The sequence below is a fragment of the Nostoc sp. genome (genome assembly GCF_036917515.1).
In the GTDB taxonomy this organism is placed as follows: domain Bacteria; phylum Cyanobacteriota; class Cyanobacteriia; order Cyanobacteriales; family Nostocaceae; genus Nostoc.
Genome location: NZ_JBALDE010000072.1, coordinates 1 through 23,110 on the forward strand (window position 1 = coordinate 1; position 23,110 = coordinate 23,110).

Below are 23,110 nucleotides of genomic sequence, written 5' to 3' on the forward strand. Positions count from 1 at the left end.
TGATTTTCGGGCGAGTCCAATCAGTTTTCCTATTGCTAGTTGAATAAGATTGCTGTTTTTTCTTTACCCAAAGTAACAAAAGAGGGGTAATACCAATTCTCCATGAAGATGCACTAAATTATTAGAAGCAGAAACTTTCTTTGCAAAGTTATGGCAAATAACTTTCGAGCCGAGGTATGTGAAAGCCGCGAAGAACTATAACATCAATATCTAACCTTCCCGCACCATCCAAACCAACATTCCCAATAGTATTTCTACTGGCGGAACGGGATAATCATTCAAATCAATACTCAATGTTTGCCCTTCTAATTTCAAAAATCGCCAAGCCGTACCGCTGCTAACGCTGCCATAAATTGTTTTAATCGGTATATTATTGGTTTCATTAAATTTTTGTGCAGCAATCATTTCTGCTGCACATTGCCCTAAACCAGGTTTTAAATCACCTTTTTTTGCTTCAATAATCACGACCGCAGGAGCTTCAATAAATATTTGTTCGGGTGAGCGGCTAATTAAAAAATCACATACTCCACTTAAGCCTAGCTCCGGTGAAACGGTAAAATCTTCACCCGAGAAAAAGCTGATTCTGCGTTCAAGAATTTTCCGAACTTCTACAAGGATTGGACTAATAATTAACTCTGAGCGAGCTTTTTCTGAACCAGTTGCTGTTGCTAGTGGTAGTCCTTCACTTAATGCTTCTTTGAGATAAAAACTAGGTTCTATAGACTGCGTTTTGGGTAAAAACTGTCCATTTTCAACTGTAGTTAAGTTAAAGTCGCGTTTTACTTTTAATAGCGAAAAGTCACTATAAGACATTATAAATATGATTAAATATTAATTTACTAGTATTAATTTTATCACGTTTATAGTTTTATTTTGAGAATGAGAGCGATAAGAGCGATCGCTCCTTTAATTTGAATAACCCTCATTACCCTTGTAACTGATAATTCAGCAATTGCAGGTATTTTCTGAATGCTGATGCAGTTTAGGATTTGGGATTCTAATTTATCGGATAGGTAATTCAATCACAAACTCTGTACCCTCACCTTGTGTTGAATGGCAACTTAGCTTACCGTGATGATTATTAACTATAATTTGGTAAGCAATAGATAAACCTAATCCTGTTCCTTTACCGATGACTTTTGTAGTGTAGAAAGCATCGAATATCTTTGCCCGGTTTGCTTCGCTGATTCCTGAGCCATTGTCTGCAATTCTGAGAATAACTCGCTCTCCAAAGGCTTTAGTTTTAATCCAAATCATCCCAATATGTCTAGAATTTTCATCAAAGTACTGATTTTTTTGTATTTCTTCAATTGCATCGATCGCATTGCTAATTAAATTCATAAAAACCTGATTAAGTTCGCCTGTATAGCACTCAATAGTTGGTAATTCTCCATATTCTTTAATTACTTGAATTGCCGGACGATGACCATTTGCTTTGAGTCGATGTCCAAGAATAAGTAGCGTAGTTTCTAACCCTTCATGCAGGTTAGCCAGTTTTTTTCCTGCTTCTCCGTGTCGAGAAAACTTATTCAACGATGATACAATTTCTGTAACGCGATCTGTACCTAGTTGCATAGAACGAATAATTTTGGATAAATCATTTAACAAATAATTTATATCTTTTGTTTTAATAGCATTTTGAATTTCAGTCGGGGGTTCAGGCAGATATTTTTGATACAGTTCGAGTAAATTAACAACCTCTTGGAAATACTCTTCAATAAAATTCAAGTTACCAACGATAAAATTTATGGGATTATTTACTTCATGGGCAATTCCTGCTGTCATTTGACCCAAGGTTGCTATCTTTTCTGCTTGAATCAGTTGGGTTTGAGCTTGTTGTAATTCGGCGTTTTTGGCTATCAAGGTTTTCGTCAAATTTCTGAGCTTCAGTTGGTGCTCTATTCGCACTAATACCTCTTCATACTGAAAAGGTTTAGTAATATAATCTACAGCTCCTAATTGCAATCCTTTAACCTTATCAGCAGTATCTGAAAGAGCAGTCATAAAAATGATCGGAATATCCTGGACACGAGGATTGCTTTCACTTTTTAAGTATTTACAAGTTTCAAACCCATCGATACCCGGCATCATGATATCAAGCAAGATTAAATCAGGTAAATTATCATTGTCTAATCTCTGAATGGCTTTTTCACCACTGCGAGCTGCCCAAACTTCAAATCTAGACTGATCCAAAAAGCTCGACAAAACTTGTAAGTTGGCAGGGTTATCATCAACGACTAAAATAATTCCTCTGCTAGGATCGCTATTTAGGGAATTTTTCTGATCGCCTATAGTTGCTGTCATAATATTTCTACCCTATATTGATTCATGTTACTTCTTTGCGAGATGCCAAAGGTGAAGACTCCAAATTAAAAATTCACACATTACACTTACCATAAATAAATTTTGGAAAATTAATCCTTTGATTTTTCACTCAAAAATTTGAGAATTAAATCTTCGTCAAAATGCCTCGCTAGCTGCCGCAATTGGTTAGTAAAAGAAGCAAACTTTGTGTTCTTTTCCTCTAGTTTATCTGCCCATTTGAGAATGTCATTGAAGTTACCTTTACTGGCTAAATTCATCAGTTCTTGCAATACATCGGGGGAAGGAAGAGTTAATTTATCTGATGAGCTATCAAGTGTTGTAACCGAAGAATTAATTTTTTGTTCCTCAGACTGCTGGTAAATCCATGCCAAACCTAAATGGCACTCTAATTGATGCAGTAATTCATCTGCCTGTATCGGTTTGCTCAAAAAGGTGTCACCTCCTGCTTGTAGACTGCGATGTTGGTCGGCTTCAAAGACACTAGCGGAAGAGACGATAATTTTGACATTCTCGATATCTGGGGTATGACGCAGGTGTTTAATCAATTCAAACCCATCCATTTCTGGCATGAGCAAATCTGTAATCACCAAGTCTGGTTTCAGGGCGATCGCTTTTTCTAAACCATCTTTACCGTTATTAGCTTCAATCACATCGAAACCCAGTGGTTGTAATAAGTTTGTAATTACTGTGCGATTCTCCCAGCGATCGTCCACCATCAAGATGGTGCGGGGGCTACCTGCAAAGCCAATGATTTGTCCCTGGGATGCAGCCATAGCAGACTGTACCCATTCGCTGGCTTGGGCGATCGCAATTTCAAACCAGAAAGTACTACCCTCACCAAGCTGACTTTTAACCTGAATATCGCTACCCATCATCTGCACCAACTGCCGAGTAATAGCTAAACCCAGCCCTGTTCCTTCTATCTGACGCTTTTTCTCACCTACTTGTTCAAATGGCAAAAAAATGTTATCCAATTGAGTTGGAGTTATGCCAATTCCTGTATCTTTTACACTAAAGAGAATGCGATATTTCTCTGTCTGCCCATCAGCAGTCAGTCGTTCGACTACCTCAACCTTGAAATTAACCTTACCCTCATCAGTAAATTTAATCGCATTTCCCAGCAGATTCAACAGAACCTGACGTAACCTTTTGACATCGACATGAACCCCTGTAGGTAAGTTGCTGGCGGGTTCATAGACAAACAAAATGCCTTTTTGTTCTGCCCGAATTTGGCAAATTTCGACAATACCCTGTAAAAAAGACGGAAAATGCACATCTTGAGGATGCAGTTCTAGTTTTCGCGCTTCAATTTTGGAAAGATCCAAAATGTCATTAATTAAAGTCAGCAGATGAGAGCCACACTGTTCAATGATGTTTAGATGATATTGCTCTGGTTCTGGCAAACCTTTAGAACGCAGCAAAATTTGAGCGCAACCCAAAATACCATTCAAGGGCGTTCGCAGTTCATGGCTCATGTTGGCTAAAAATTCGCTCTTAGCCCGATTTGCAGTATCAGCCGCTGCTTTAGATTTTTTTAGTTGAGCTTGTTCAAAGGCTTGCACCTGCCACAAGACAGCGATCATTGTTACTGTCAATCCGCCCACAATTAGGGCAATCAAATCGAGGAATTGTAGTCGAGATTCAATATTTTGGCGCGGAATTACCAAAGCCACAGACCAATTAGCTTCTCGCAATGGCACATAAGCAACATACTTTTTAGTGCCGTCAATTTCCATCAACTGAATTCCCCGTTGTTTGTTTACCATCTGCTGCGCGATCGCATTTAAATTGCGATCTGGAATTTTCAACAGGCTGGGTGCAGGTTTTTCTAGCGTTGACATTAACGTTGAGTTAGGATGGACGATCGCTTCTCCTTTGGAATTGAGAGCGAATGCATAGCTGTTCTTACCGTAGTGCAGCGAGTTGACTACCTTAGCAATGCCATCGACTTTAACATTGCCGTGGAAGACCCCAATCGGTGAATGATTGGTAGGAGAAGTTGACCAGATTGGGGTGGCGATCGCAATTAAAGGAATGCCTGTGGAACGGCTGATAAAGGGATCGGAAATGTTGCTTTTTCCGGCTAGTGCTTTTTGAAAGTAGTCTCGATCCTTAATATTCTTATTTGACCGACCAACCTTAGTATTAAAATACGAACCATCCGGCATAGCCATTAGGAAAAAGAAAAATTCATCGATCCGCTCAATTTCTGACTTTAAATAAGGTTCTGCTATAGACCAGTCTAAGGAACGTACAGCAGAAGTATGAGCAATGGTTTGCACCTCGACTTTCCGAACATGCAACCATTCTTCAATTTCATCAACCCCTTTCTGTACCTCTAAAAAAGCTTTTCCTCTCAAGTCTTCTAGCGTTATTTTCCGAGCGGCCTGATAGCTAAAATAAGCAGAAATACTTACAATAAGAGTAGTACCGCCAAGAATAAATCGGAGCAGTAAATTGCGCGAAGAATATATTTTGGGAACGGATGGGCTGGAGTTGCCTTTGATCACAGGGTTCACCCTCTAAATGGGTTTGGTAAGCAAAAAAAAGGGCTATATATATTTAGATTGCCCAAAAAATTATTGATAATCGCAGCTATGATTGTTACCCATAGCTGCGATTATCAATACCCTAAACTTTGCTGACCATCAAGCCTAGATCAAACAGGCAAAAGTGCAAGTTCAACTCCCTGAAAAACTAACTAATAGTAGCAACAAATTAAATCTGGAACAGATTATCAAATATCACTAAAAAGCTACAGTATATACGTATAACATAGTAAAGAATTAGGTAACATTTGCCTTTTGACTAATGACTCAAGTAGATATTCTGATCCTTTCAAATGGCCCAGGTGAAGTAACAACCTGGGTGCGTCCAGTAGTAAAGGCGTTGCGGCAAGAATTAGGGGATGACCATTCTTTAGTGAGGATTTCTGTAGTATTATCACCTTGCTCAAATGCCAGTGGAAAAGAAGCAGCGATCGCTCTTTCTTATGCAGAAGTAGATAGAGTTCAAGGAGCAGAACATTTTTGGCAATTTTTGCTTTCGGGCAAAACATTTGAAAATTGGGATTGGAGAAGTCGCGGTGTAGTGGTTTTTCTGGGCGGCGACCAAATTTTTCCAGTGATTATAGGTAAAAAACTCGGATATCGCACAGTAGTTTACGCCGAATGGTCAGCCAGGTGGCATAATCGCATTGATCGCTTTGGAATCATGAAACCCGAAGTTGCAGCCCGTGTCCCCCAAAAATATGCTCACAAATTCACCGTTGTCGGTGATTTGATGCTAGAAGCACAAGAACAAGTCAGCACTGCCTACTCCTTACTCCTTACTCCCCACTCCCCAATCATTGGTTTACTCCCTGGATCGAAAGCAGCAAAATTAGCCCAAGGAGTACCATTAACTCTAAGCATTGCCGAATATGTTCATGCAAAAAGACCGCAAACCAGATTTGTGATTCCTGTAGCGCCAACTTTGGATTTACCAACTTTAGCTAGTTTTGCCGATCCCCAAAAGAACTCTATGGCTGAAACCTTTGGATTTGATGGTGCTTCCTTAATTGTCCCAGAAAATGCTAAAGGTAAGCCATTGCTCAAAACAGCAACGGGCTTAACTGTAGAACTGTGGCAAGAAAACCCTGCATATCATTTATTATCTCAGTGCTGCATTTGCTTAACTACAGTCGGGGCAAACACTGCCGAACTCGGTGCTTTAGGAGTGCCAATGATTGTTTTGCTACCAACGCAACAACTCGACGCTATGCGTTCTTGGGATGGTTTACCTGGATTGTTGGCAAATCTGCCAGTAGTCGGTACGCCCTTTGCTAAGGTGATTAATTGGTTATTCTTAAGATTTGTGAGACGCAAAGGTTTATTAGCATGGCCAAACATTTGGGCACAGGAAGAGATTGTGCCAGAACTGATAGGTAAACTTCAACCGCAAGAAGTTGGGGAAATGGTTTTAGACTTTTTGACGCATCCAGAAAAATTGGATGATATAGGCGCTAAACTCCGTAATATTCGCGGTGAAAGCGGTGCAGCCCAGAAGATAGCACAGATTGTTGATGAGGAAATTGGGAAGTCATGAGAGATGAGGGAGTAATCAAAGCAACATCCCCCTGATTTTCACTCTGGCTTAATCGGAAGATTCTCCATCCCTGCGCCCAAGTTCATAAATGCCGGCACCCATACAGGCTAATATACCTGTACTAATTCCCCAACTCTCACCTAAACTAATTTCCAGAACCCAGTTACATAAAGTGCCGACTACCAAAAAAGGCACAATGCTAAACAGTGACGCGTAGAAAGCGTTTTGGGATTCTCTGGCTTTACGAGTCTTTTCAAATTCCGACTCGCTGGTGTAGAGCGATCGCTCGGCAAAGTTAAACCAGCGATTGAGTTGCTCGATTACCCATTCATTGACTCTGGAAAAACTTAGATACAGCGCCAATGACCACAAACTCGCTCCAGCGATCGCGATCGTGTCTAACTCAAAACGGAAAGGCAAAATTTCAGTAAGCATTGCTTGAGAGAGTCCTGCAAAGGGTCAACTTTAGCTGTCAGTAGATGCTAAATAAACCTCTTGTGCAATTTTAAGCATAAAGGTTAACAACATTTCAACTACTTGCTAAATCTCCCGCTTCTTCACCCATTTTTATCTAAAAGTATCCAAAAATACTTAAAATTTAAGTCAAAGCTACAACAGTTTTCCTATACAATGCCATTACCTATAAATCACAAACCCCTTGGAATCATTATATTTCAAGGGATTTAATCGATGCCAGGAACCGGACTTGAACCGGTGACACGAGGATTTTCAGTCCTCTGCTCTACCAACTGAGCTATCCCGGCTAGGGCTTTTATTAGCCACGATTAATTAACATAGCAAACATCTAAGAATATAGCAAGTCTTTGGAGAAAAATAGCTATACAGCTTTCAAAGTCAACTTAAAGCAGATGAAAACGGCTACAAATAGTAGAAACTGGACAAGAACAATACTTGGCCCAGAAGCAAGGTTGAAAAGACCTGAGACAATGATGCCAGCAATGCTGCTGATGGAACCAACTATCACTGACATGACTAAAAAGCGGCTAAAGTGGTGACTTATCAGTTTAGCGGTAGAGGCGGGAATGACCAAAAAGGCGTTCACCAGTAAAACACCGACAGCTTTAATGGCAACAGCAACGGCGAGGGAAAGCAAAACCACGAAGGCGTAGCGGTACAATTGGACGGGAACGCCTTGAACTTGGGCTACATCAGGGTTAAGGGTCAATAAAATTTGCTGTCGCAGAGTTGATAGTAAAAATATGCTGCCTCCCACAAGAACTAGCAGGGTCAAAATCAAATCTGTAGTATTGATCGCTAGAATATCTCCGAACAGTACAGCCATCAAGTTGCCACGATATCCTTTAATTAAGCTCGTGAGAATTAAACCGATCGCTAATGCCCCAGATAGCACTATGCTAAGTATGCTATCGCTAGCTAAATCGGTTTTGTCGATAAAGTAGAGGACAATAACCCCAAAAACTAAGGTAAAAGGTAACAGCATCCAAGTAGGATTTATTTGTAGCAGCACACCTAATGCCACACCTACCAATGCTGCATGACCAACCGCGTGGCTGAAAAATGATAACTGGCGCAAGGTAACAAAACTACCCAACATCCCGCCAAGTATTCCCATCAAGGCAGCACCAACGATCGCACGCTGTATCGAAGGAAGTTGTAACAACTCTAGCAAGTCATTACTACTAGCGATCGCTAACCAAGTTATCTGACAATCATTGAAGAAATTCATATTTATGAGCATTAATGTTGGTGCTGGTAGCGACTGAAACCTGGGCCGTAGGTTGCTAACAGGTTTTGCTGTGAAAGGGCAATTTCTGGCTTACCAGTACAAACAATGCTTTGGTTCAGGCAAAGCACGCGATCGCAATGCCGATTGACCATATCAATATCGTGAGAAACTTGTAATACTGTCCAACCTTCCTCTCGCTTTAATTCATTTAGCAAAGCGTAAAAATCTGCTGTACCCTGCACATCAACACCAGCAAAGGCTTCATCTAGTACTAAGAGTTTCCGAGGCATTACTAAACAATAAGCCAATAGAACCCGCTTGAGCTGACCGCCACTAAGAGTACCGATAGCTTGATGCTGTAAATGATAAGCATCGGTTCGCCGTAAAGCTTCTATTACTGCTGCCGATTTTTCTCGATCTTGTCTTTCCAGCTTGGAAAAAAATGAACTCTTTTTTTTCCCTTCCTTAGTCCATCCCAGTCCAACTAATTCGCTGACAGAAATAGGAAAGCTGCGGTCAAAAATGAAGTTTTGCGGCATATAGCCCAACGTGTGGCGTAAATGCCCCAATCTAGAAATTGGACGACCCAAGATTTCAATTGTACCAGCATTTCGAGGTATCAAATCCAAAACCGCTTTTACCAGAGTACTTTTACCAGCACCATTGGGGCCAACAATGGCTGTATCTTTTCCTGGCAATAATTCAAAGGAAACATCTCGAACAGCTAGATAGCTGCCTTGATAGACAGTTAATCCTTCTACTTTCAAAATAGGGATGTCATTGGTCATTAGTCATTGGTCATTGGTTATTGGTCATTGGTCATTGGTCATTTGCAAAGGACAAATGACAACTGACAAATCTATTTACACGATGTTTCCAGAGTTTGCAAATTAGCTTTCATTGCCTTGAAATAATATTGTGGATCTGTTTGGCCAGTTTCTAGAGAATCTAGAGTACGCAAACTTAATTTCAAGTCTTTAGATAGGCTGTTTAACAGTTTATTATCTACTCCTGGTTCGCTAAATAAAGCTTTAACTTTGTATTTTTTCACAGCGTTAACGGCATTTTGGACATCTGTTGGTGAAAGTTGATCTTCGGGAATTTGCACCACAGCAACTTGCTTGAGGTTATAGCGTTTGGCTAAATATGGAAACGCATCATGAAAGGTAATAAAGGTGCAACTGGGATTTTTCTGCAAAGTCTGCTGAAATTCACTGTTTAAACTTTCTAATTCTTTAATATAAGCCGTAGCATTTGCTTCGTAAGTAGCTTTGTTCGCCGGGTCGGCAGCAATTAACCCATCCTGAATATTTGTTACTTGCTGTTTTGCCAAAACTGGATCTAACCAAACGTGAGGATTACCCTGACTATGTTCGTGGTCTTTTTCATCTTGCGCTGTTTTCACGACAGGTGAAATTTCATTTAAGGATTTAATACCTTTACTAGCATCAATTTCAGTTAATTGGGGATTTTGGGCATTTTTGACAGTACCTTCCAGAAATTCCTCTAAACCTAAACCATTTTTTACTAACACCTTAGCAGTAGCGATCGCTTTGACATTTGCTGGTGTCGCTTGGTATTCATGTACCTCCGTACCAGGTGGCACTAGAATCTCTACATCTGCCACATCCCCAGCTACTGCCTTAGTAAACAAATATATTGGCAAAAATGTCGTCACTACTTTAGTTTTTCCCAACTGTGCCTGTGGGGTAGAGGCAGCTGACTGTACTTGCGGCGACTGTTCGGAAGTTGCTCTCTGATTCGGATTCGATTGGCTACACCCAGTAGCCATCGACAACATGAAAAGAGCAATTATGGGTAGGATGCCGCTTCTTTGCTTACCTGTTCTAACTTCTGTGCAATTCACAATCACAATATTTTTCCTCCAAACGGATGCTTGCCATCGCCATTGACAATGAGAAGTATTCTAAATTTTATACTATAATAATTCTCATTCTCATTTTTAGTACATAATATCATTCTGGGTTTACGGTGTAATGAGTAACAACAAAAATTTCTCAGAAGGTACAGCCCTTTGCAATTTAGTTTTCTCTAAATAATTGGGATTTCTTGACTTTTTTGTTAAAAAGGTTGCTAAGTTCTGATAAGATTACTGAGAAAATTTTCATGAAATACACGTTTAAAAAAAATGTGGTTTGGGTGTGAATTGGAGATCAATGTGAGGATAAAAATGCAAAAATTCTGTAAATATCTGCTAGTTAGTCCAGCAATCTGCGGTGTAATCTTATTTGTGAATACTGCTACATTTGCAGGTGAAATATCCAACACGTCTGAAATCAATCAACCACAAGTTTTAGCTAATCCAGACACAAAAGCTGAGAACATAGCGCCAGATCAGACAATGGCGCAAGTTACCTCTGTGTCTCAATTTTCCGATGTACAACCTACTGACTGGGCATTCCAAGCATTGCAGTCCTTAGTTGAGCGCTATGGCTGCATTGCAGGATACCCAAATAGCACTTATCGCGGTAATCGGGCATTAACGCGATATGAGTTTGCTGCTGGTTTGAATGCTTGTCTAGATCGCGTTAACGAACTTATTGCTACAGCCACTAGTGATTTAGTTAACAAACAAGATTTAGCCACATTACAAAAGTTGCAAAAAGATTTTTCCGCAGAACTAGCGACACTCCGAGGTCGTGTGGATGCAGTAGAAGTACGCAATGCTGAATTGGAGGCGAATCGGTTTTCAACCACAACCAAACTGCAAGGAGAAGTTATCGCAGTCGTTAGCGATGTTTTGTCAGGAAATACAGTTAATGGTGCAGAAATTACAGATAAGAATACAACTTTAGGGTTACGGGCGCGGATAGAATTAGTGACCAGCTTTACAGGAAAAGATACGCTATTCACCAGAATCCAGGCTGATAATATTTTCAGCCCTAATATTGGTACACCAGAGGGTAACTTATTTTTTGCTGGCGAGGATGGTACCACTAATGCTTTTATAGATGCCTTGTATTACAAATTCCCTCTGGGTGAAAAAACAGAGGTTACTGCTCTTGTCAACGCCGCCGCCGCAGATGATATTACCAGTACTGTCAATCTCTTTGATGGTGATGGCTCCTTTGGTGCTTTGTCCACTTTTGGTACACGCAACCCAATTTATGGCCAGATAAATGGCGCGGGGTTGGCAATAACGCACGAGTTCAGTGATAAATTGGCACTGAGTCTAGGGTATTTGAGTGGTACAGCTAATGACCCTACACCTAATAATGGTTTGTTTAATGGTTCTTACGGGGCGTTGGCGCAGCTAACAATTAAACCAAGCGATCGCATTTCTATCGGTTTAACTTATGTCAATTCTTACAACCAACCACTACTCACGGGTAGTAATGCCGCCACTTTCCAGGATATAGCAGCTATCCAGGGTTTACCAGAAGAGCAAGTAGGATTTTCCAGTAATTCTTACGGTGTCGAAGCATCCATTGGCATCACTGATAACATTATCTTGGGTGGTTGGGCTGGATACACCAATAGCCAAAGCTTAAGAGGAACCGGTGGAGATGTTGATATTTGGAACTATGCTATCACTCTTGGCTTCCCTGACCTCGGTAAAAAAGGTAACTTAGCAGGTATCATTGCTGGTATGGAGCCGAAAGTGACAAATTCTAACATTGCAGGGTTGGATAGCGATCCTGATACATCCTATCATCTTGAGGCTTTCTATCAGTATAAGCTGAGTGACAATATCACCATTACTCCTGGAGTCATCTGGTTAACATCTCCAGATCACAACGATGCAAATGATGATGTTGTTATTGGTGCATTGAGAACCACATTCAGTTTCTAATTTTTTAAAATTTTAAAAGAAGACGCAAAGGATAAATTTGTGTCTTCTTTTTGTCTAAAGGTTGCTAGATATGAATTTGCTCAACTGAACATCCATGCAGCCTGAAAAAAGTCGCGCTCACAAAACATCGCATAACGATAAGTTGAATGCACAACAGAATTGGTAGCAGCATAATTGTCAACTAAATTTTCTAATTGTTGTGTTAGTGGTTGAAAATCTGCACTGCTATAAGTACGAATCCAGTCTGTATATTGATGATTAGGAATACCGTTAGAAGCCAATTTTTCTCCTAAAAAGGCATACAAACGCATACAGGGAGCCATCGCCGCAGCAGTCAAACCTACATCTTTGCTCCAAGCAGTTGTTAACAAAAAATCAGTATAGCGGCGGGTGGCAGATGCAGGTTCTACAGCATACAAATTGACTCCCCACTCATAAGCATAGCTATTATGCAGCCGTAGTTCTTCTAAAATTCCACTAGCTAAATTATGAAATGTGGTAAAACCTAACCAGTCTGGTGCTTTAGCTGCGGCGATACTGTAGGCACGCGCAAAAGCTTAGCTTCTAAGAAAAAAGCATCTTGCCCTACGTAGTAAGCAAATTTAGCTTGCTCAAGAGTACTATCACCAATGCCTCGAACAAAAGGATGCTCTAAGCAAGCTTGGGCTAAGTCTTGATTTGCTGCCCATAAATCTTTAGATAAGTCATTTGTCATTTGTCATTTGTTAACTGTTATTATCTCTTTTAAAAAGGGAAGAACTGAAGCAAGACTGAGCCAATACTTCCCAAAAAGTCAACGAAGTTGGGCTTACCAGTACTTACCTTCTCATTGACCGGTGTTTGCAGTTCTTTGATAAAAGCTTGGGCTGTTAGGGTTCCAGTGCTGTTGTTTTGGGATGTAAACAATTTTTCTGCAACTTGAGCATCTTGGAATGCACCTTGTCTATCTAGTATTTGGTAACGGGCGATACCACGAGCCAAATAAACATCTGCATACTCTGGTTTAATTGCGATCGCTTGATTAAAATAACTGATTGCTTGCTGTTGGTTACCTTTTTGTGCTTCTGCTATACCCAAAGTATAAAAGTCTGCTGGTGAAGCAATTTGTGATGGTATAGCAACTGCACCTTGGAAGTTAGTCCCATTCAAGTAAGCGCCAGTCAGTTCTGCATTTGCTAAATAAGTATTTCTCAAATCAGCACCCGTCAAATTTGCGCCATTAAATTTAGCTTCGCTTAGGTTAACGCCAAATAAACTTGCACCACTTAAGTTTGCACCTCGCAAATCTGCGCCGCTCAAGTTTGCGCGGCTGAGATTAGCACCTGTGAGATTAGCACCGCTCAAATTGGCTCCAGATAAGTCAGCCATCACTAAACCTGCACTTGTCAAATCACAGTTTTGACATTGTTTAGTTGCTAATAACTGTTTAACATCTTCAGAATTTGCTGCTTGTACGGTTGCTGTCAAACTAATCGTGGTTAAAAATGCAACTGCGCTTATAATTTGGCTTTTCATATTTGTGTAATATTTTTGACTCAGTAAAATATTAACTGAGATGGATTTATAGCTCAGCATTATGATATGAGCAATCTCAACAATTTGCCCTCTGTAGTTATCTATATCACTGATAAATTGGCGATACTTTCCTGGGTAAAGCTATGCTAAAGGATGGTATAAAAGTCGTCAAGCTATCAATTGAGCCGATATTAAGACTGATAACCTCAGCAAGAATGATAAATAAGCATCATTCGTCAAGAGAAATAATACACTCCACTATAAGCGAAACTAATGTCACCAAATTAAACTCACGCAAAATATTGCTTCAAAAAAAGCAACTGTAACATCCAGATAATTAGTATTTTTTAAAATCAAGTAAATTGTAGAGCAGTATCCAGGTCTAAAGCTTACCCTGAGAACTGGATTAGTCACTGTCATCAAAGATACTCTCGCTTAAGAGCAAAATCATAGATTTGCTTTTGTATACCCTGATTTTAAATAAATATGAGACTATAGAAATATTAAGGCAGTCAGAAAAACGTGAGTCAGCAAGACAAACTCTTAGAAAAAATTCTCTCTGGGACTTCTGATACAGATATCCCCTTCGCCCAACTGTGGCAACTTTTATATACACTAGGCTTTGAAGAACGGATTCGTGGCGATCATCGTATTTTTGTCAAAGCCGATGTTGAGGAAATATTGAACTTGCAACATAAAAAAGGAAAAGCCAAAAGCTATCAAATTAAACAAGTTCGCGCAGTGATTCTCAAATATAAGCTAGGAAGTAAAAATGATGTTTCGGTATGAAATTATTCTCTATTGGAGTGAACTAGATCGAGCCTTTGTTGCTGAAGTCCCAGAGCTATCAGGCTGTGCTGCTGACGGTGATACTTATCAAGAAGCCTTGCATAATGTAGAATTAGTTGTGCAGGAATGGATAGAAACGGCTAAGGATTTGGGGCGTCCAGTTCCTGAACCTAGACGGCGTTTGATGTACATTTAATTGATATACAAGCTAATTCAAGCTGATTTTTTAGCCTCATCATAAATATTTGATATATCCTAGATACGAATTAGAAAAATTTTCGCTATGGCGCTTCTCATTTGTTGTGATCTCTTTCCAAACCTCTCTCCTAGAAGAAGAGAGGCTTTGAATCTTACTCTCCAACCTACGCAGTTTTAGATTGGTGGCGCTAACTCAAGTATTGAGTTATACCAAATTTGCTGTAGACTCACTGTTGTGGAGATGAAAGAGCAAGTCTAAGTGAAGAACTTAGTTACTAGCAACCTTACAAATCACCATAATATATGATTTGTATTTGTTAGCAGTATAGTGAATAAGTTGTAATCCAGAACGTTCTAGTTCTAGTAACAATTTAGGAATTTCATACTTGTGATGTCGCCAAATAGTAATCTCTTCGCCTTTAGAGATTTCAATATTTTTCTCTATCCCCATCTGACTAAAATTTATGGTGTAATTATGACGTAGTTTCAGATTAGCAACAATACTATCTGTTTTTAAATCGTACTTCCTTACCAGTTCGCAATCTTCAGATTTAATCTCAATTTTCTTTTTAACCCATCCATAGACTTCTTCTACATAGTACTTGCAACTATCTCTCACTATTCCATCCCATTTAGAGTTAGAACCAGTTTCGTTAGTAAATACTAAGAAATCATTTTTTCCCATGCTATCTCTAAAGTTTTTGAACACCTCCTCTCTATTTTGATGATTTCCAATGGTAACTCCTAAGTGCAAAAATATTTTTGTTGTGTCGTCAATCTCAAGGCTAACTTGATTTTGGAATAAAATTTTGGGAACAGAACTACTTTACTTTCTATGTCAATTATTAAGTTGATAAACTCGACTAATGGAAACCATTTGATAAAATTACTTTTAGATACGTGAAGCAATTGTTCACTAATATCTAAAGCTATATATTTATTAACTTTTCCTAGTTTGTTAAATTTGCCGATAAACTTTTTAACTGGATAGTAATTACCTACACCAACATCTATAATATTTACTTTTTCGCCAGATTCTATATTGCCATTTAGATATTTAAAATGATCTTTTAAAAGGTCAATTTCTACATTATCCCTAAAACTTCTTCTTCAGAAAAAAGAGAGTATAACTCAGAACTTAGCTTTGCTGTGCGACTGATAGTAGGTGAAATATCTAAGGGTAGTCGGGAATTGCTATGAAAATTTTGAGCCATTATTCTTGTTCTTTAATTTTCTTTGGTATTGAAATTGATTAGCCGCAATGCTTGCTAAAAATGTATTCTCCCATGCCACTGTCCTAAAAGCTGGAATTTTCATTATCAAGAACAGAGATGTTCTCTATCTCACATTCCCCACTCTCAAAGAAGCAATTAGTTTTTTACAATCAAAGTACGAGATAATTTTCCAAAGATACAGGGGTAAATACCATTGGTTCAGCAACCAGAACTCCAGGAAACATCGTTGAGACAGTCAACCCAGCGCGTACTAAGAAGTTTAAGCACTTATCGGTGGACTTCACTGGGAGCATTAGTCAGCCTGTTGCTGCTAACGATCGCCAACGCTGTCACTCCACAACTATTTCGGTGGGGAATTGATGAGGGTATCACGCAAAAAAACCTCCAAATTGTGCTAAATAGCGCCGCCTGGATGGTAGTCGTGGCAATCGCTCGTGGTGTATTTAACTTTGGACAAAGCTATTTAGCAGAAGCAGTGTCTCAGGGTGTTGCTTATGACCTGCGAAACACAATTTTTAGCAAGATTCAAAATCTCAGTTTCAGCTTTCACGACAAGGCGCAGACTTCCCAATTGCTAACCCGTGTCACCAGCGACATTGAGCAGATTCGTACCTTCATTGGCACTAGCTTAATTCAGGTTATCGGTTCAATTGTGACACTAGTAGGTATTTCGGTGGTTTTGCTGGTGATGAACTGGCGATTAGCACTAATTACCCTCACAGTAGTGCCAATGGCCGCATGGTTAATGGCACAATTCATCAACCGAAATAACAAAATTTTTCGGCAAGTACAAGAGCAACTGAGTAACCTGAATGCTGTATTACAAGAGAACTTGCTCGGAATCCGGGTAGTGAAAGCTTTTGTGCGAGAGTCAACCGAAAGGTCGCGTTATACAACTCTGAATGATGGCCTAGTCAAGGCAAATATGAAGACCATTAGCGCCATCCGTGATACCTTCCCATTGATCTTTTTGCTGAGTAATTTGGTAACACTGGCAGTTTTCGCCTATGGGGGAGGGCAGGTGATTGGAAATCGGTTCTCCATTGGTGAACTGGTGGCATTTAACTCCTACCTAGCGTTAATTCTCCAACCGATTTTGTTGATTGGATTTGCCGCACCCGCAATCTCTCAAGCTGCGGCTTCTGCGGAACGAATTTATGAAGTTGTGGATGCAGAGGTAGAAATTCGTGATCGCCCCGGTGCTGTACCATTTGACACCTGCGGTGGTAGAATTACCTTTGAAAACGTTTCTTTTCGCTATCCAGGAGCGATAACTGAAGCTCTTAAAGAAGTATCCTTTGAAACCAAGCCCAACGAGCTAATCGCCGTTCTTGGAATGACTGGTTCAGGAAAAAGTACAATTATGAACCTGATTCCCCGCTTTTACGATGTCACTAATGGGGCAGTTCGGATTGATGGACGAGATATAACAGATTTCACACTCAAAAGCCTTAGATCGCATATTGGGATTGTCTTTCAAGAAACCACCCTCTTCTCTGGCACAATCCGCGATAATATTGCCTATGCCAAACCTGATGCCACCTTAGAGCAGGTGATTGAAGTTGCCAAAACTGCCCAAATACACGATTTTATTATCGGTCTACCCAATGGCTACGAAACGATTGTGGGTGAACGGGGCGTGGGCTTATCTGGTGGACAAAAACAACGAATTGCGATCGCTCGTACCTTACTAACCGATTACAGCATTCTGATTTTGGATGATAGCACCTCGGCTGTAGATGCTAAAACTGCTGCTCAAATTCAAGCCAAACTAGATGGCTTAATGCGCCAAAAAGCTTGTACAACTTTTGTAGTAGCTCAACGCATTAGCACCATCCAGAATGCCGATCGCATTTTTCTCATTGATAAAGGACAATTGGTAGCACAAGGTACTCATGAGGAATTGATGCAAAGCAGCCCACTCTATGGTGTGATTTTGGAATCTCAGGTAAAGCCAAAAGAAAAAAATAATCTCCAATTAGCATAATTAATTTTGCTCACAGCCTTGTAATAAAGACTTTTAATCCCAAATCTCAAATCTCAAATTTTTATGAAAGGCTCTATTCCCATTGTTGCATCTGAGCAGACGAGTCAGCAACTTTCTACCCTGCGGCGCTTTTTGCAATACGTGCTACTCTATCGTAAAGAAATTCCCATCGCCATCACATTAGTATTGATTGGTGCCACAACCCAGGCAATTGGCCCATTCTTTATCGGCTGGTCAATCGATCATCTGATTGCACAAGGGAATTTGCAAGGACTGCTAATGTTGTTAGGGCTACTAGGGCTGAACTATGGACTTAGTGTCTTAGCAATTCGGGGTCAAATTATTCGAGTCGGCTGGATTATGCAGCGATTGCTGGCTCAACTGAGACAAGACATTTTCACTAAAATCCAAAGTCTGCCAGTTAGCTTTTTTGACCGTAGTGAAGCAGGCGATTTAATGAGCCGCTTGCTGAATGATGTGAATACCGTGAATCAGGCTTTTGGACTGACGATTGCCCAAATGCTGGGCAACACTTTCAGTTTAATTGGCATCATCATTGCAATGCTCTCAATCAACCTGCGACTTGGTTTATTGAGCAATCTGGTTGTACCACTGATGATTCTTACCACAAGCTTATTTGGACGTTGGGCAAGAACCAGATTTCGCGTTACGCGACAAACTATTGGGGAACTTTCCGCCAAGTTAGAAGAAGATATTGGCAGTGTGCGAGAAGCACAAGCATTTAATCGCGTACAAATGAATATCGCAGAATTTAACATTCTTAACGCCGCCAATAGAAATGCCAACGTTCAGGCTGTGGCAATTACTTCAGCCTTTTTGCCCTCCATCGATTTTCTCAACACATTAGCAACCGCAGGTGTGTTAGCCTATGGCGGTTATCTGGCGGTAACAGGAGCTGCAACAGTAGGTGTAGTGACATCCTTTTTACTTTACGTCCAACAGTTCTTCCGCCCTATCCAAATTCTTAGCCAGTTTTACACCCAAGCTCAATCTGCTTTCGCCGGATTAGAACGAATCTTTCTATTACTAGATGAACCGTCAGAACTTAAAGATGCACCTGATGCCATAGAAATGCCGCCAATTCAAGGTGAGGTGACATTCGAGAATGTCAAATTTGGCTATAACCCAGAGCAACTGGTTCTCAAAGGAGTGAATTTGCACGCCTATCCAGGACAGATGGTTGCATTAGTAGGGCCAACCGGTTCGGGAAAAAGTACAATTATTAACTTGATTTTGCGCTTCTATGATGTATCAAGCGGTGCAGTGAAAATTGATGATTTTGATGTGCGTAGCGTGACTCAAGCAAGTCTGCGCCGTCAAATAGGCATTGTCCTGCAAGATAATATTTTATTTAGCGGCACCGTCGCCGAAAATATAGCTTTTGGCGCTCCTTATGCCACTCAAGCTGATATCGAAGCGGCTGCACAACTGGCAAATGTGCATGAGTTTATTACCTCACTGCCACGAGGTTATACAACTCAATTGGGCGAACGGGGAGCGCCCCTGAGTCAAGGACAGCGACAACTAATCAGTATTGCTCGTGCGGTATTAATTAATCCCCGAATTCTGATTCTTGATGAAGCCACCAGCAGCATTGACACGCGTACAGAAGCGCTAGTGCAAAGTGCGATCGCTCATTTGCTTCAAGGTCGTACCAGTTTCGTAATTGCCCACCGTCTCAGTACAGTTACCCAAGCAGATCAAGTCTTAGTAATTCAGCAGGGAGAAATTGTGGAACAGGGTACTCACGCCGAACTCGTTAATCAGCAAGGTGTTTATGCCAACCTTTATGCTCTGCAACTGGGTGCAGCAGACACAACGGTTCTCCAAAACGAAAAGTAAAATAGATATATAGCTCGATACCAATTGCCAGTAAAAAAATGAAGCTACCTAACCTCGATTCACAAACCATAGATCGCATCATTGAAATGGCATGGGAAGATAGAACATCTTTTGATGCTATTGAAGCTCAGTTTGGGCTGCTGGAGAAACAGGTAATTGCCCTAATGAGGCGCGAAATGAAGGAATCTAGTTTCCAGATGTGGCGAGAGCGAGTCACCAAACGCAATACAAAGCATTTATCTGGGCGAGAGTTTGCTGTAGGTCGGTTTAAATCGCACAATCAAAAAACCTAAGGAATTGGATAAGCGTAGGCATAGCCCGTCGTAGACATCGCGATTTTGTGGTATGTTCAATTAAATAAAATATCGTCCAAAATCATCAACGGCTAAAATACTGTAAAAAAATACGCCTGCGCTCGCTTGCACTAATTGAGTGAAAACTACCAAATTCACCAAGCACAATGACGAAAGTTACACTCTACATTGCAGCTAGTTTGGATGGCTACATTGCTCGCAGCGATGGCAAAATTGAGTGGCTATCAATCCTGGATACAGAAGATGAAGACTACGGTTACACTGCTTTCTACGAATCGATTGATGCGATCGTCTTAGGCAGCAACACGTATGAAGTAGGGCTTGGTTTTGATCGCTGGCCTTATCCAGAAAAAAAATCCTTCGTATTTACCCAGCGTCATTTCCAATCTGATCGTGAGGACGTTGTATTTGTTTCTGATCCAGTAAAGCAGGCGTTAGCTAATATAGAAGCTCAAGGCTTTAAAAATATCTGGCTAGTTGGTGGCGGAAAATTAATCAATTCGTTTCTTCAGCACAGCTTGATTGACGAATATATTATTTCAACTATTCCAATTATCTTAGGTGGCGGTATACATCTTTTTTCACCATCTAACCATGAAGAAAAATTGGAGCTGATTAACTCACAACAATATTCAACTGGTTTACTTCAAGCACATTATAGGCGACAAAAAAATATTTAAAATAATTCGTAATTCTTAATGATGTGTTCTACGAATTACGAATTACGAATTACGTAGCTTGCTTCTCGCCTTCTCTACGAGATGCTACGCGAATGGCGAGTATTATGAATTAACTAAAGAAGCTTCTTAACAGCATTGCTAAAGTCTTCGTAAGCAGAAACACCCACAATGGTTTCTGCTAAAATACCATCTTTGAAAATTAAAACTGCTGGAATACTGCGAAGACCGAATTGTTTGAAAATTGGCTTATTGTTGTCAACGTCTACCTTAACGACTTTAGCACGACCTTTGTATTCTTGGGCAAGTTGATCCATTAACGGACTGACTAAGCGACAAGGGCCACACCAAGTAGCAGTAAAATCAACAACAACAACTTTCTCTTCACTTCCATTTAAAACAACATCAAATTCACTTTCTTCAACGTAAGCAACTATGTCAGTATCTGTAGACATTTTTTAATTCCTTAGTGTCAAACTAAAATTTTAGCAAAAAGCTAACTATACAAACTATACTCCCTTCTGAGTCTTAGATTCATTAGTTATCTACATTCATTGGGAGACTGCACAGATAAATTTTACTTGCTAGGGTATATTTAATAACTGAAAATCTTTGTACGGAGAGTGCGATCGCATAATGCACCCTACTAATCAACCTAATCAAAAAACCAATACCTTCAAAGCCTAGAAGCGTCAATACTCATCCTGCCGAGCAAATAGTTCTAACAATCCAATTGTGCCTACAAAAAAAGTATAAGTAGCATATTTGATTGGCATCTTTTGTTTTGAAGGTGCATAAAAAGCTGCTATAATGCTTTCAATAAAATGGCTCATTATGGCAAAACGCTCAATCCAAAAAATAGGATTAAGGCTACTTGGCACATTAATATTAGTTATTACTGCATAAAGATTCCATGATTCCAATCCAATTGCGCTTGTTATAAGCACTATAGATATAATTTTTACAAAGGTGTAAATCTTTTTTTTGATAAACTTTAAGTCCATACTGTTTGCAAAAATAATATTTAATTAACATATATACAAGACTTGGGAAATTAACAGATAACTTAATGTGTGTTATTTAAAAATTTGTCATAAGTCAATCAATTTTATCTCATGATTTTCATTTTTGTAAAAGCCTATAAAAATAATGTAGATATGGTACAGAGATAAATTAGCAACGCTAGCTGCGCTATCTTACGAGTATCTTGTATGGCATCCGCTATATTGGGGACTTACAAAAAATAAATTACCCCAAATTATTTGTACATTTGTAGTAGAGGCACACAGATGTCATTGGTGTCAACTTAAGGTAAAAGTTAGTTTTAACAAGCGTTCTAGAGTTGACCTCATCCCTTAACCCCTTCTCCCAACATCGGAGAAGGGGAACTGGAGAATTATGCTCCTCTCCTAAATTGGAGAGGGACTGAGGATGAGGGCAAAACTCATGCAGTCAGAAGATTTCAGCTTAATTTGATACCAATGCACAGATGTACCCCTTAACATGGGATGTTTTTTCACTGGAAGTCCTTAATTTAATATTCCTAAAATTTTGAGAAGAATAGAACTGGCTAAAAACGATGAATATCAAGATTAAATCATTGGCATATTTAAAAAATGACAAAAGTATGGAATAATACATAGGTGAAAAATTTAATTGCACTCCATAGATTGATAATAAATGTAAAGCTATGATTGCTCAACATTACAACTCAATTCATGTTGAAAATAACTTGCTTAAACAAATCAAAATTAAAGAAAATCAGCTAAAAATTGCACTAGAGTCTGATATGCTTCATGTAGCAGAAGAATTGCAGAGTCAATTATTAAAGCTACAGTCTCAATTATCAGAGCCGCAAGAGCAAGACCTTGAAATTCAAGCGTTGATGAGTTTGCTAGACGATTGAAATTGTAAATTTATATTGCAAACTTGATTGACAATATAGAATCTCTGTTACTTAAAAACAGAATATAGTAATTCTGATGCTTAGGGATATAGGTTATGTGCTATAGCTGAAGAATTAACAGGACAAGAATGAGCCGTAGAAGGGTGATGATTCTTAACTTAGATAAAACGTTGGGGTTTTTGTTGAGTATGTGGTTTTTTGCTTTGCGGCACTAAATCAATCTTAAGAAAAGGTTTAATTGGGCGCTGTTGCCTTTGATTAAGAATTTGAATTTCTCTCTCAATTGAATTCTTTCCTCGTCTAAAAAAGTCTTGAGAATTATATGGAACCAAGTCACGAGATAAATGTTGAGCTTGTGCTGGTGTCAAATTAGGAACTGCTTGTTGAGCATTGGCAGAAGTCTGTACAGCCAGTAAAAAAGCTGTTGAAACAACCAATAGTTTTGTTTTTATACATCTGGTAAATATTAGGTTTGACATGATTGATACATCTGTTGTATAGATACAGTTTCCAACCATATTAGTGTTGGTCTGATTATAAACAAAGTATACTTATTTCCTTGCTGATTACCTCCTACAAATGGGTGAATTAATCAGATTAACTATAGCGGTTCTCAGTTGGGTGCAATATAGTAACAGCAGTGGGTGAACCATCCAATAATGTCTTTTTTAGTTACCGCATTCAGAGCATTTG

Annotated in this window: 23 protein-coding genes, 1 tRNA gene and 1 pseudogene; 9 read left to right on the top strand and 16 right to left on the bottom strand. The window is 39.6% G+C overall.

Features of this window, described 5'->3' with window-relative positions:
* Window positions 1-210: 210 nt before the first annotated feature.
* From V7K89_RS08510 to V7K89_RS08520, 3 genes are all read right to left on the bottom strand, one after another.
* Window positions 211-813, bottom strand: coding sequence for a hypothetical protein (locus V7K89_RS08510; RefSeq protein WP_335186173.1), 603 nt, complete (start codon window positions 811-813; stop codon window positions 211-213).
* A 189-nt stretch (window positions 814-1,002) separates the two neighbouring features.
* A complete protein-coding gene (locus tag V7K89_RS08515; RefSeq protein ID WP_335186175.1) occupies window positions 1,003-2,304 on the bottom strand; it encodes a sensor histidine kinase in 1,302 nt (433 codons plus the stop codon).
* A gap of 110 nt (window positions 2,305-2,414) precedes the next feature.
* Window positions 2,415-4,835, bottom strand: coding sequence for a hybrid sensor histidine kinase/response regulator (locus V7K89_RS08520; protein WP_335186177.1), 2,421 nt, complete (start codon window positions 4,833-4,835; stop codon window positions 2,415-2,417).
* Between the two features lie 301 nt (window positions 4,836-5,136).
* Here V7K89_RS08520 and V7K89_RS08525 point away from each other — a divergent pair, with 301 nt between their 5' ends.
* Window positions 5,137-6,411 (top strand): lipid-A-disaccharide synthase, encoded by a 1,275-nt coding sequence (locus V7K89_RS08525; protein ID WP_335186180.1) that lies wholly within the window; start codon window positions 5,137-5,139, stop codon window positions 6,409-6,411.
* Window positions 6,412-6,459: 48 nt separating this feature from the next.
* On the opposite strand, the gene V7K89_RS08530 is transcribed toward V7K89_RS08525, so the two are convergent.
* From V7K89_RS08530 to V7K89_RS08550, 5 genes are all read right to left on the bottom strand, one after another.
* Window positions 6,460-6,846 (bottom strand): hypothetical protein, encoded by a 387-nt coding sequence (locus V7K89_RS08530; RefSeq protein WP_335186182.1) that lies wholly within the window; start codon window positions 6,844-6,846, stop codon window positions 6,460-6,462.
* Between the two features lie 256 nt (window positions 6,847-7,102).
* Window positions 7,103-7,175 (bottom strand) — tRNA-Phe (locus V7K89_RS08535).
* A gap of 74 nt (window positions 7,176-7,249) precedes the next feature.
* A complete protein-coding gene (locus V7K89_RS08540) occupies window positions 7,250-8,119 on the bottom strand; it encodes a metal ABC transporter permease (RefSeq protein WP_335186214.1) in 870 nt (289 codons plus the stop codon).
* A gap of 11 nt (window positions 8,120-8,130) precedes the next feature.
* Window positions 8,131-8,907 (bottom strand): metal ABC transporter ATP-binding protein, encoded by a 777-nt coding sequence (locus tag V7K89_RS08545; RefSeq protein WP_335186184.1) that lies wholly within the window; start codon window positions 8,905-8,907, stop codon window positions 8,131-8,133.
* Window positions 8,908-8,978: 71 nt separating this feature from the next.
* Window positions 8,979-9,920, bottom strand: a complete 942-nt coding sequence (locus V7K89_RS08550; protein ID WP_442941614.1) for a metal ABC transporter substrate-binding protein — start codon at window positions 9,918-9,920, stop codon at window positions 8,979-8,981.
* A gap of 390 nt (window positions 9,921-10,310) precedes the next feature.
* Between V7K89_RS08550 and V7K89_RS08555 the strand changes: the two genes are divergently transcribed.
* Window positions 10,311-11,933 (top strand): iron uptake porin, encoded by a 1,623-nt coding sequence (locus tag V7K89_RS08555; protein WP_335186188.1) that lies wholly within the window; start codon window positions 10,311-10,313, stop codon window positions 11,931-11,933.
* A gap of 80 nt (window positions 11,934-12,013) precedes the next feature.
* On the opposite strand, the pseudogene V7K89_RS08560 reads toward V7K89_RS08555, so the two are convergent.
* Window positions 12,014-12,648: pseudogene (locus V7K89_RS08560) on the bottom strand (TenA family protein).
* Window positions 12,649-12,677: 29 nt separating this feature from the next.
* Complete coding sequence (locus V7K89_RS08565; protein WP_335186190.1) at window positions 12,678-13,448, bottom strand: pentapeptide repeat-containing protein; 771 nt, start codon at window positions 13,446-13,448, stop codon at window positions 12,678-12,680.
* Between the two features lie 522 nt (window positions 13,449-13,970).
* Between V7K89_RS08565 and V7K89_RS08570 the strand changes: the two genes are divergently transcribed.
* Together V7K89_RS08570 and V7K89_RS08575 are read left to right on the top strand one after the other, a co-directional pair.
* Window positions 13,971-14,237, top strand: a complete 267-nt coding sequence (locus tag V7K89_RS08570) for a toxin HicA (RefSeq protein ID WP_104908170.1) — start codon at window positions 13,971-13,973, stop codon at window positions 14,235-14,237.
* Window positions 14,221-14,433 carry a type II toxin-antitoxin system HicB family antitoxin gene (locus V7K89_RS08575; protein WP_335186192.1) on the top strand — a complete coding sequence of 71 codons (213 nt, stop codon included), beginning with the start codon at window positions 14,221-14,223 and terminating at the stop codon, window positions 14,431-14,433. Before V7K89_RS08570 ends, V7K89_RS08575 begins: the two co-directional genes overlap by 17 nt.
* 270 nt (window positions 14,434-14,703) lie before the next feature.
* Here V7K89_RS08575 and V7K89_RS08580 read toward each other — a convergent pair whose 3' ends face one another.
* The 3 genes from V7K89_RS08580 to V7K89_RS08590 are packed head-to-tail and all read right to left on the bottom strand — an operon-like array spanning window position 14,704 to window position 15,649.
* Entirely contained in the window at window positions 14,704-15,189 is a 486-nt protein-coding gene (locus tag V7K89_RS08580) for an L-histidine N(alpha)-methyltransferase (RefSeq protein ID WP_335186194.1), read from the bottom strand.
* Window positions 15,180-15,518 (bottom strand): L-histidine N(alpha)-methyltransferase, encoded by a 339-nt coding sequence (locus V7K89_RS08585; RefSeq protein ID WP_335186216.1) that lies wholly within the window; start codon window positions 15,516-15,518, stop codon window positions 15,180-15,182. The genes V7K89_RS08580 and V7K89_RS08585 overlap by 10 nt, the downstream gene beginning before the upstream one ends.
* A 2-nt stretch (window positions 15,519-15,520) precedes the next feature.
* Window positions 15,521-15,649 (bottom strand): hypothetical protein, encoded by a 129-nt coding sequence (locus V7K89_RS08590; protein WP_335186196.1) that lies wholly within the window; start codon window positions 15,647-15,649, stop codon window positions 15,521-15,523.
* A 214-nt stretch (window positions 15,650-15,863) separates the two neighbouring features.
* Between V7K89_RS08590 and V7K89_RS08595 the strand changes: the two genes are divergently transcribed.
* The 4 genes from V7K89_RS08595 to V7K89_RS08610 all read left to right on the top strand — a co-directional run bounded on the left by V7K89_RS08595 (window position 15,864) and on the right by V7K89_RS08610 (window position 20,514).
* Window positions 15,864-17,657: an ABC transporter ATP-binding protein gene (locus V7K89_RS08595; RefSeq protein WP_335186197.1), complete on the top strand. Its 1,794-nt coding sequence runs from the start codon at window positions 15,864-15,866 to the stop codon at window positions 17,655-17,657.
* Window positions 17,658-17,720: 63 nt separating this feature from the next.
* A complete protein-coding gene (locus V7K89_RS08600; protein WP_335186199.1) occupies window positions 17,721-19,520 on the top strand; it encodes an ABC transporter ATP-binding protein in 1,800 nt (599 codons plus the stop codon).
* Window positions 19,521-19,558: 38 nt separating this feature from the next.
* A complete protein-coding gene (locus V7K89_RS08605; protein WP_335186202.1) occupies window positions 19,559-19,813 on the top strand; it encodes a TIGR03643 family protein in 255 nt (84 codons plus the stop codon).
* A gap of 167 nt (window positions 19,814-19,980) precedes the next feature.
* Window positions 19,981-20,514 (top strand): dihydrofolate reductase family protein, encoded by a 534-nt coding sequence (locus V7K89_RS08610; RefSeq protein ID WP_335186204.1) that lies wholly within the window; start codon window positions 19,981-19,983, stop codon window positions 20,512-20,514.
* Between the two features lie 113 nt (window positions 20,515-20,627).
* Here the strand turns inward: V7K89_RS08610 and trxA are convergent, their stop codons facing one another.
* Window positions 20,628-20,966 (bottom strand): thioredoxin, encoded by a 339-nt coding sequence (gene trxA / locus V7K89_RS08615; RefSeq protein ID WP_335186206.1) that lies wholly within the window; start codon window positions 20,964-20,966, stop codon window positions 20,628-20,630.
* A 237-nt stretch (window positions 20,967-21,203) separates the two neighbouring features.
* Window positions 21,204-21,515, bottom strand: coding sequence for a hypothetical protein (locus V7K89_RS08620; RefSeq protein WP_335186208.1), 312 nt, complete (start codon window positions 21,513-21,515; stop codon window positions 21,204-21,206).
* Window positions 21,516-22,201: 686 nt separating this feature from the next.
* Here V7K89_RS08620 and V7K89_RS08625 point away from each other — a divergent pair.
* Window positions 22,202-22,417 carry a hypothetical protein gene (locus V7K89_RS08625; RefSeq protein WP_335186210.1) on the top strand — a complete coding sequence of 72 codons (216 nt, stop codon included), beginning with the start codon at window positions 22,202-22,204 and terminating at the stop codon, window positions 22,415-22,417.
* Window positions 22,418-22,575: 158 nt separating this feature from the next.
* Here the strand turns inward: V7K89_RS08625 and V7K89_RS08630 are convergent, their stop codons facing one another.
* Window positions 22,576-22,854, bottom strand: coding sequence for a hypothetical protein (locus V7K89_RS08630; RefSeq protein WP_335186212.1), 279 nt, complete (start codon window positions 22,852-22,854; stop codon window positions 22,576-22,578).
* Between the last annotated feature and the right edge of the window lie 256 nt (window positions 22,855-23,110).

Bases quoted from the DNA above. Each gene is read 5' to 3' on its own strand.
- V7K89_RS08510 (WP_335186173.1), bottom strand. From the start codon at position 813: ATGTCTTATAGTGACTTTTCGCTATTAAAAGTAAAACGCGACTTTAAC.
- V7K89_RS08515 (WP_335186175.1), bottom strand. From the start codon at position 2,304: ATGACAGCAACTATAGGCGATCAGAAAAATTCCCTAAATAGCGATCCT.
- V7K89_RS08525 (WP_335186180.1), top strand. From the start codon at position 5,137: ATGACTCAAGTAGATATTCTGATCCTTTCAAATGGCCCAGGTGAAGTA.
- V7K89_RS08530 (WP_335186182.1), bottom strand. From the start codon at position 6,846: ATGCTTACTGAAATTTTGCCTTTCCGTTTTGAGTTAGACACGATCGCG.
- V7K89_RS08540 (WP_335186214.1), bottom strand. From the start codon at position 8,119: ATGAATTTCTTCAATGATTGTCAGATAACTTGGTTAGCGATCGCTAGT.
- V7K89_RS08545 (WP_335186184.1), bottom strand. From the start codon at position 8,907: ATGACCAATGACATCCCTATTTTGAAAGTAGAAGGATTAACTGTCTAT.
- V7K89_RS08550 (WP_442941614.1), bottom strand. From the start codon at position 9,920: ATGTTGTCGATGGCTACTGGGTGTAGCCAATCGAATCCGAATCAGAGA.
- V7K89_RS08555 (WP_335186188.1), top strand. From the start codon at position 10,311: ATGCAAAAATTCTGTAAATATCTGCTAGTTAGTCCAGCAATCTGCGGT.
- V7K89_RS08565 (WP_335186190.1), bottom strand. From the start codon at position 13,448: ATGAAAAGCCAAATTATAAGCGCAGTTGCATTTTTAACCACGATTAGT.
- V7K89_RS08575 (WP_335186192.1), top strand. From the start codon at position 14,221: ATGATGTTTCGGTATGAAATTATTCTCTATTGGAGTGAACTAGATCGA.
- V7K89_RS08590 (WP_335186196.1), bottom strand. From the start codon at position 15,649: ATGGCTCAAAATTTTCATAGCAATTCCCGACTACCCTTAGATATTTCA.
- V7K89_RS08600 (WP_335186199.1), top strand. From the start codon at position 17,721: ATGAAAGGCTCTATTCCCATTGTTGCATCTGAGCAGACGAGTCAGCAA.
- V7K89_RS08605 (WP_335186202.1), top strand. From the start codon at position 19,559: ATGAAGCTACCTAACCTCGATTCACAAACCATAGATCGCATCATTGAA.
- V7K89_RS08610 (WP_335186204.1), top strand. From the start codon at position 19,981: ATGACGAAAGTTACACTCTACATTGCAGCTAGTTTGGATGGCTACATT.
- trxA (WP_335186206.1), bottom strand. From the start codon at position 20,966: ATGTCTACAGATACTGACATAGTTGCTTACGTTGAAGAAAGTGAATTT.
- V7K89_RS08620 (WP_335186208.1), bottom strand. From the start codon at position 21,515: ATGGACTTAAAGTTTATCAAAAAAAAGATTTACACCTTTGTAAAAATT.
- V7K89_RS08625 (WP_335186210.1), top strand. From the start codon at position 22,202: ATGATTGCTCAACATTACAACTCAATTCATGTTGAAAATAACTTGCTT.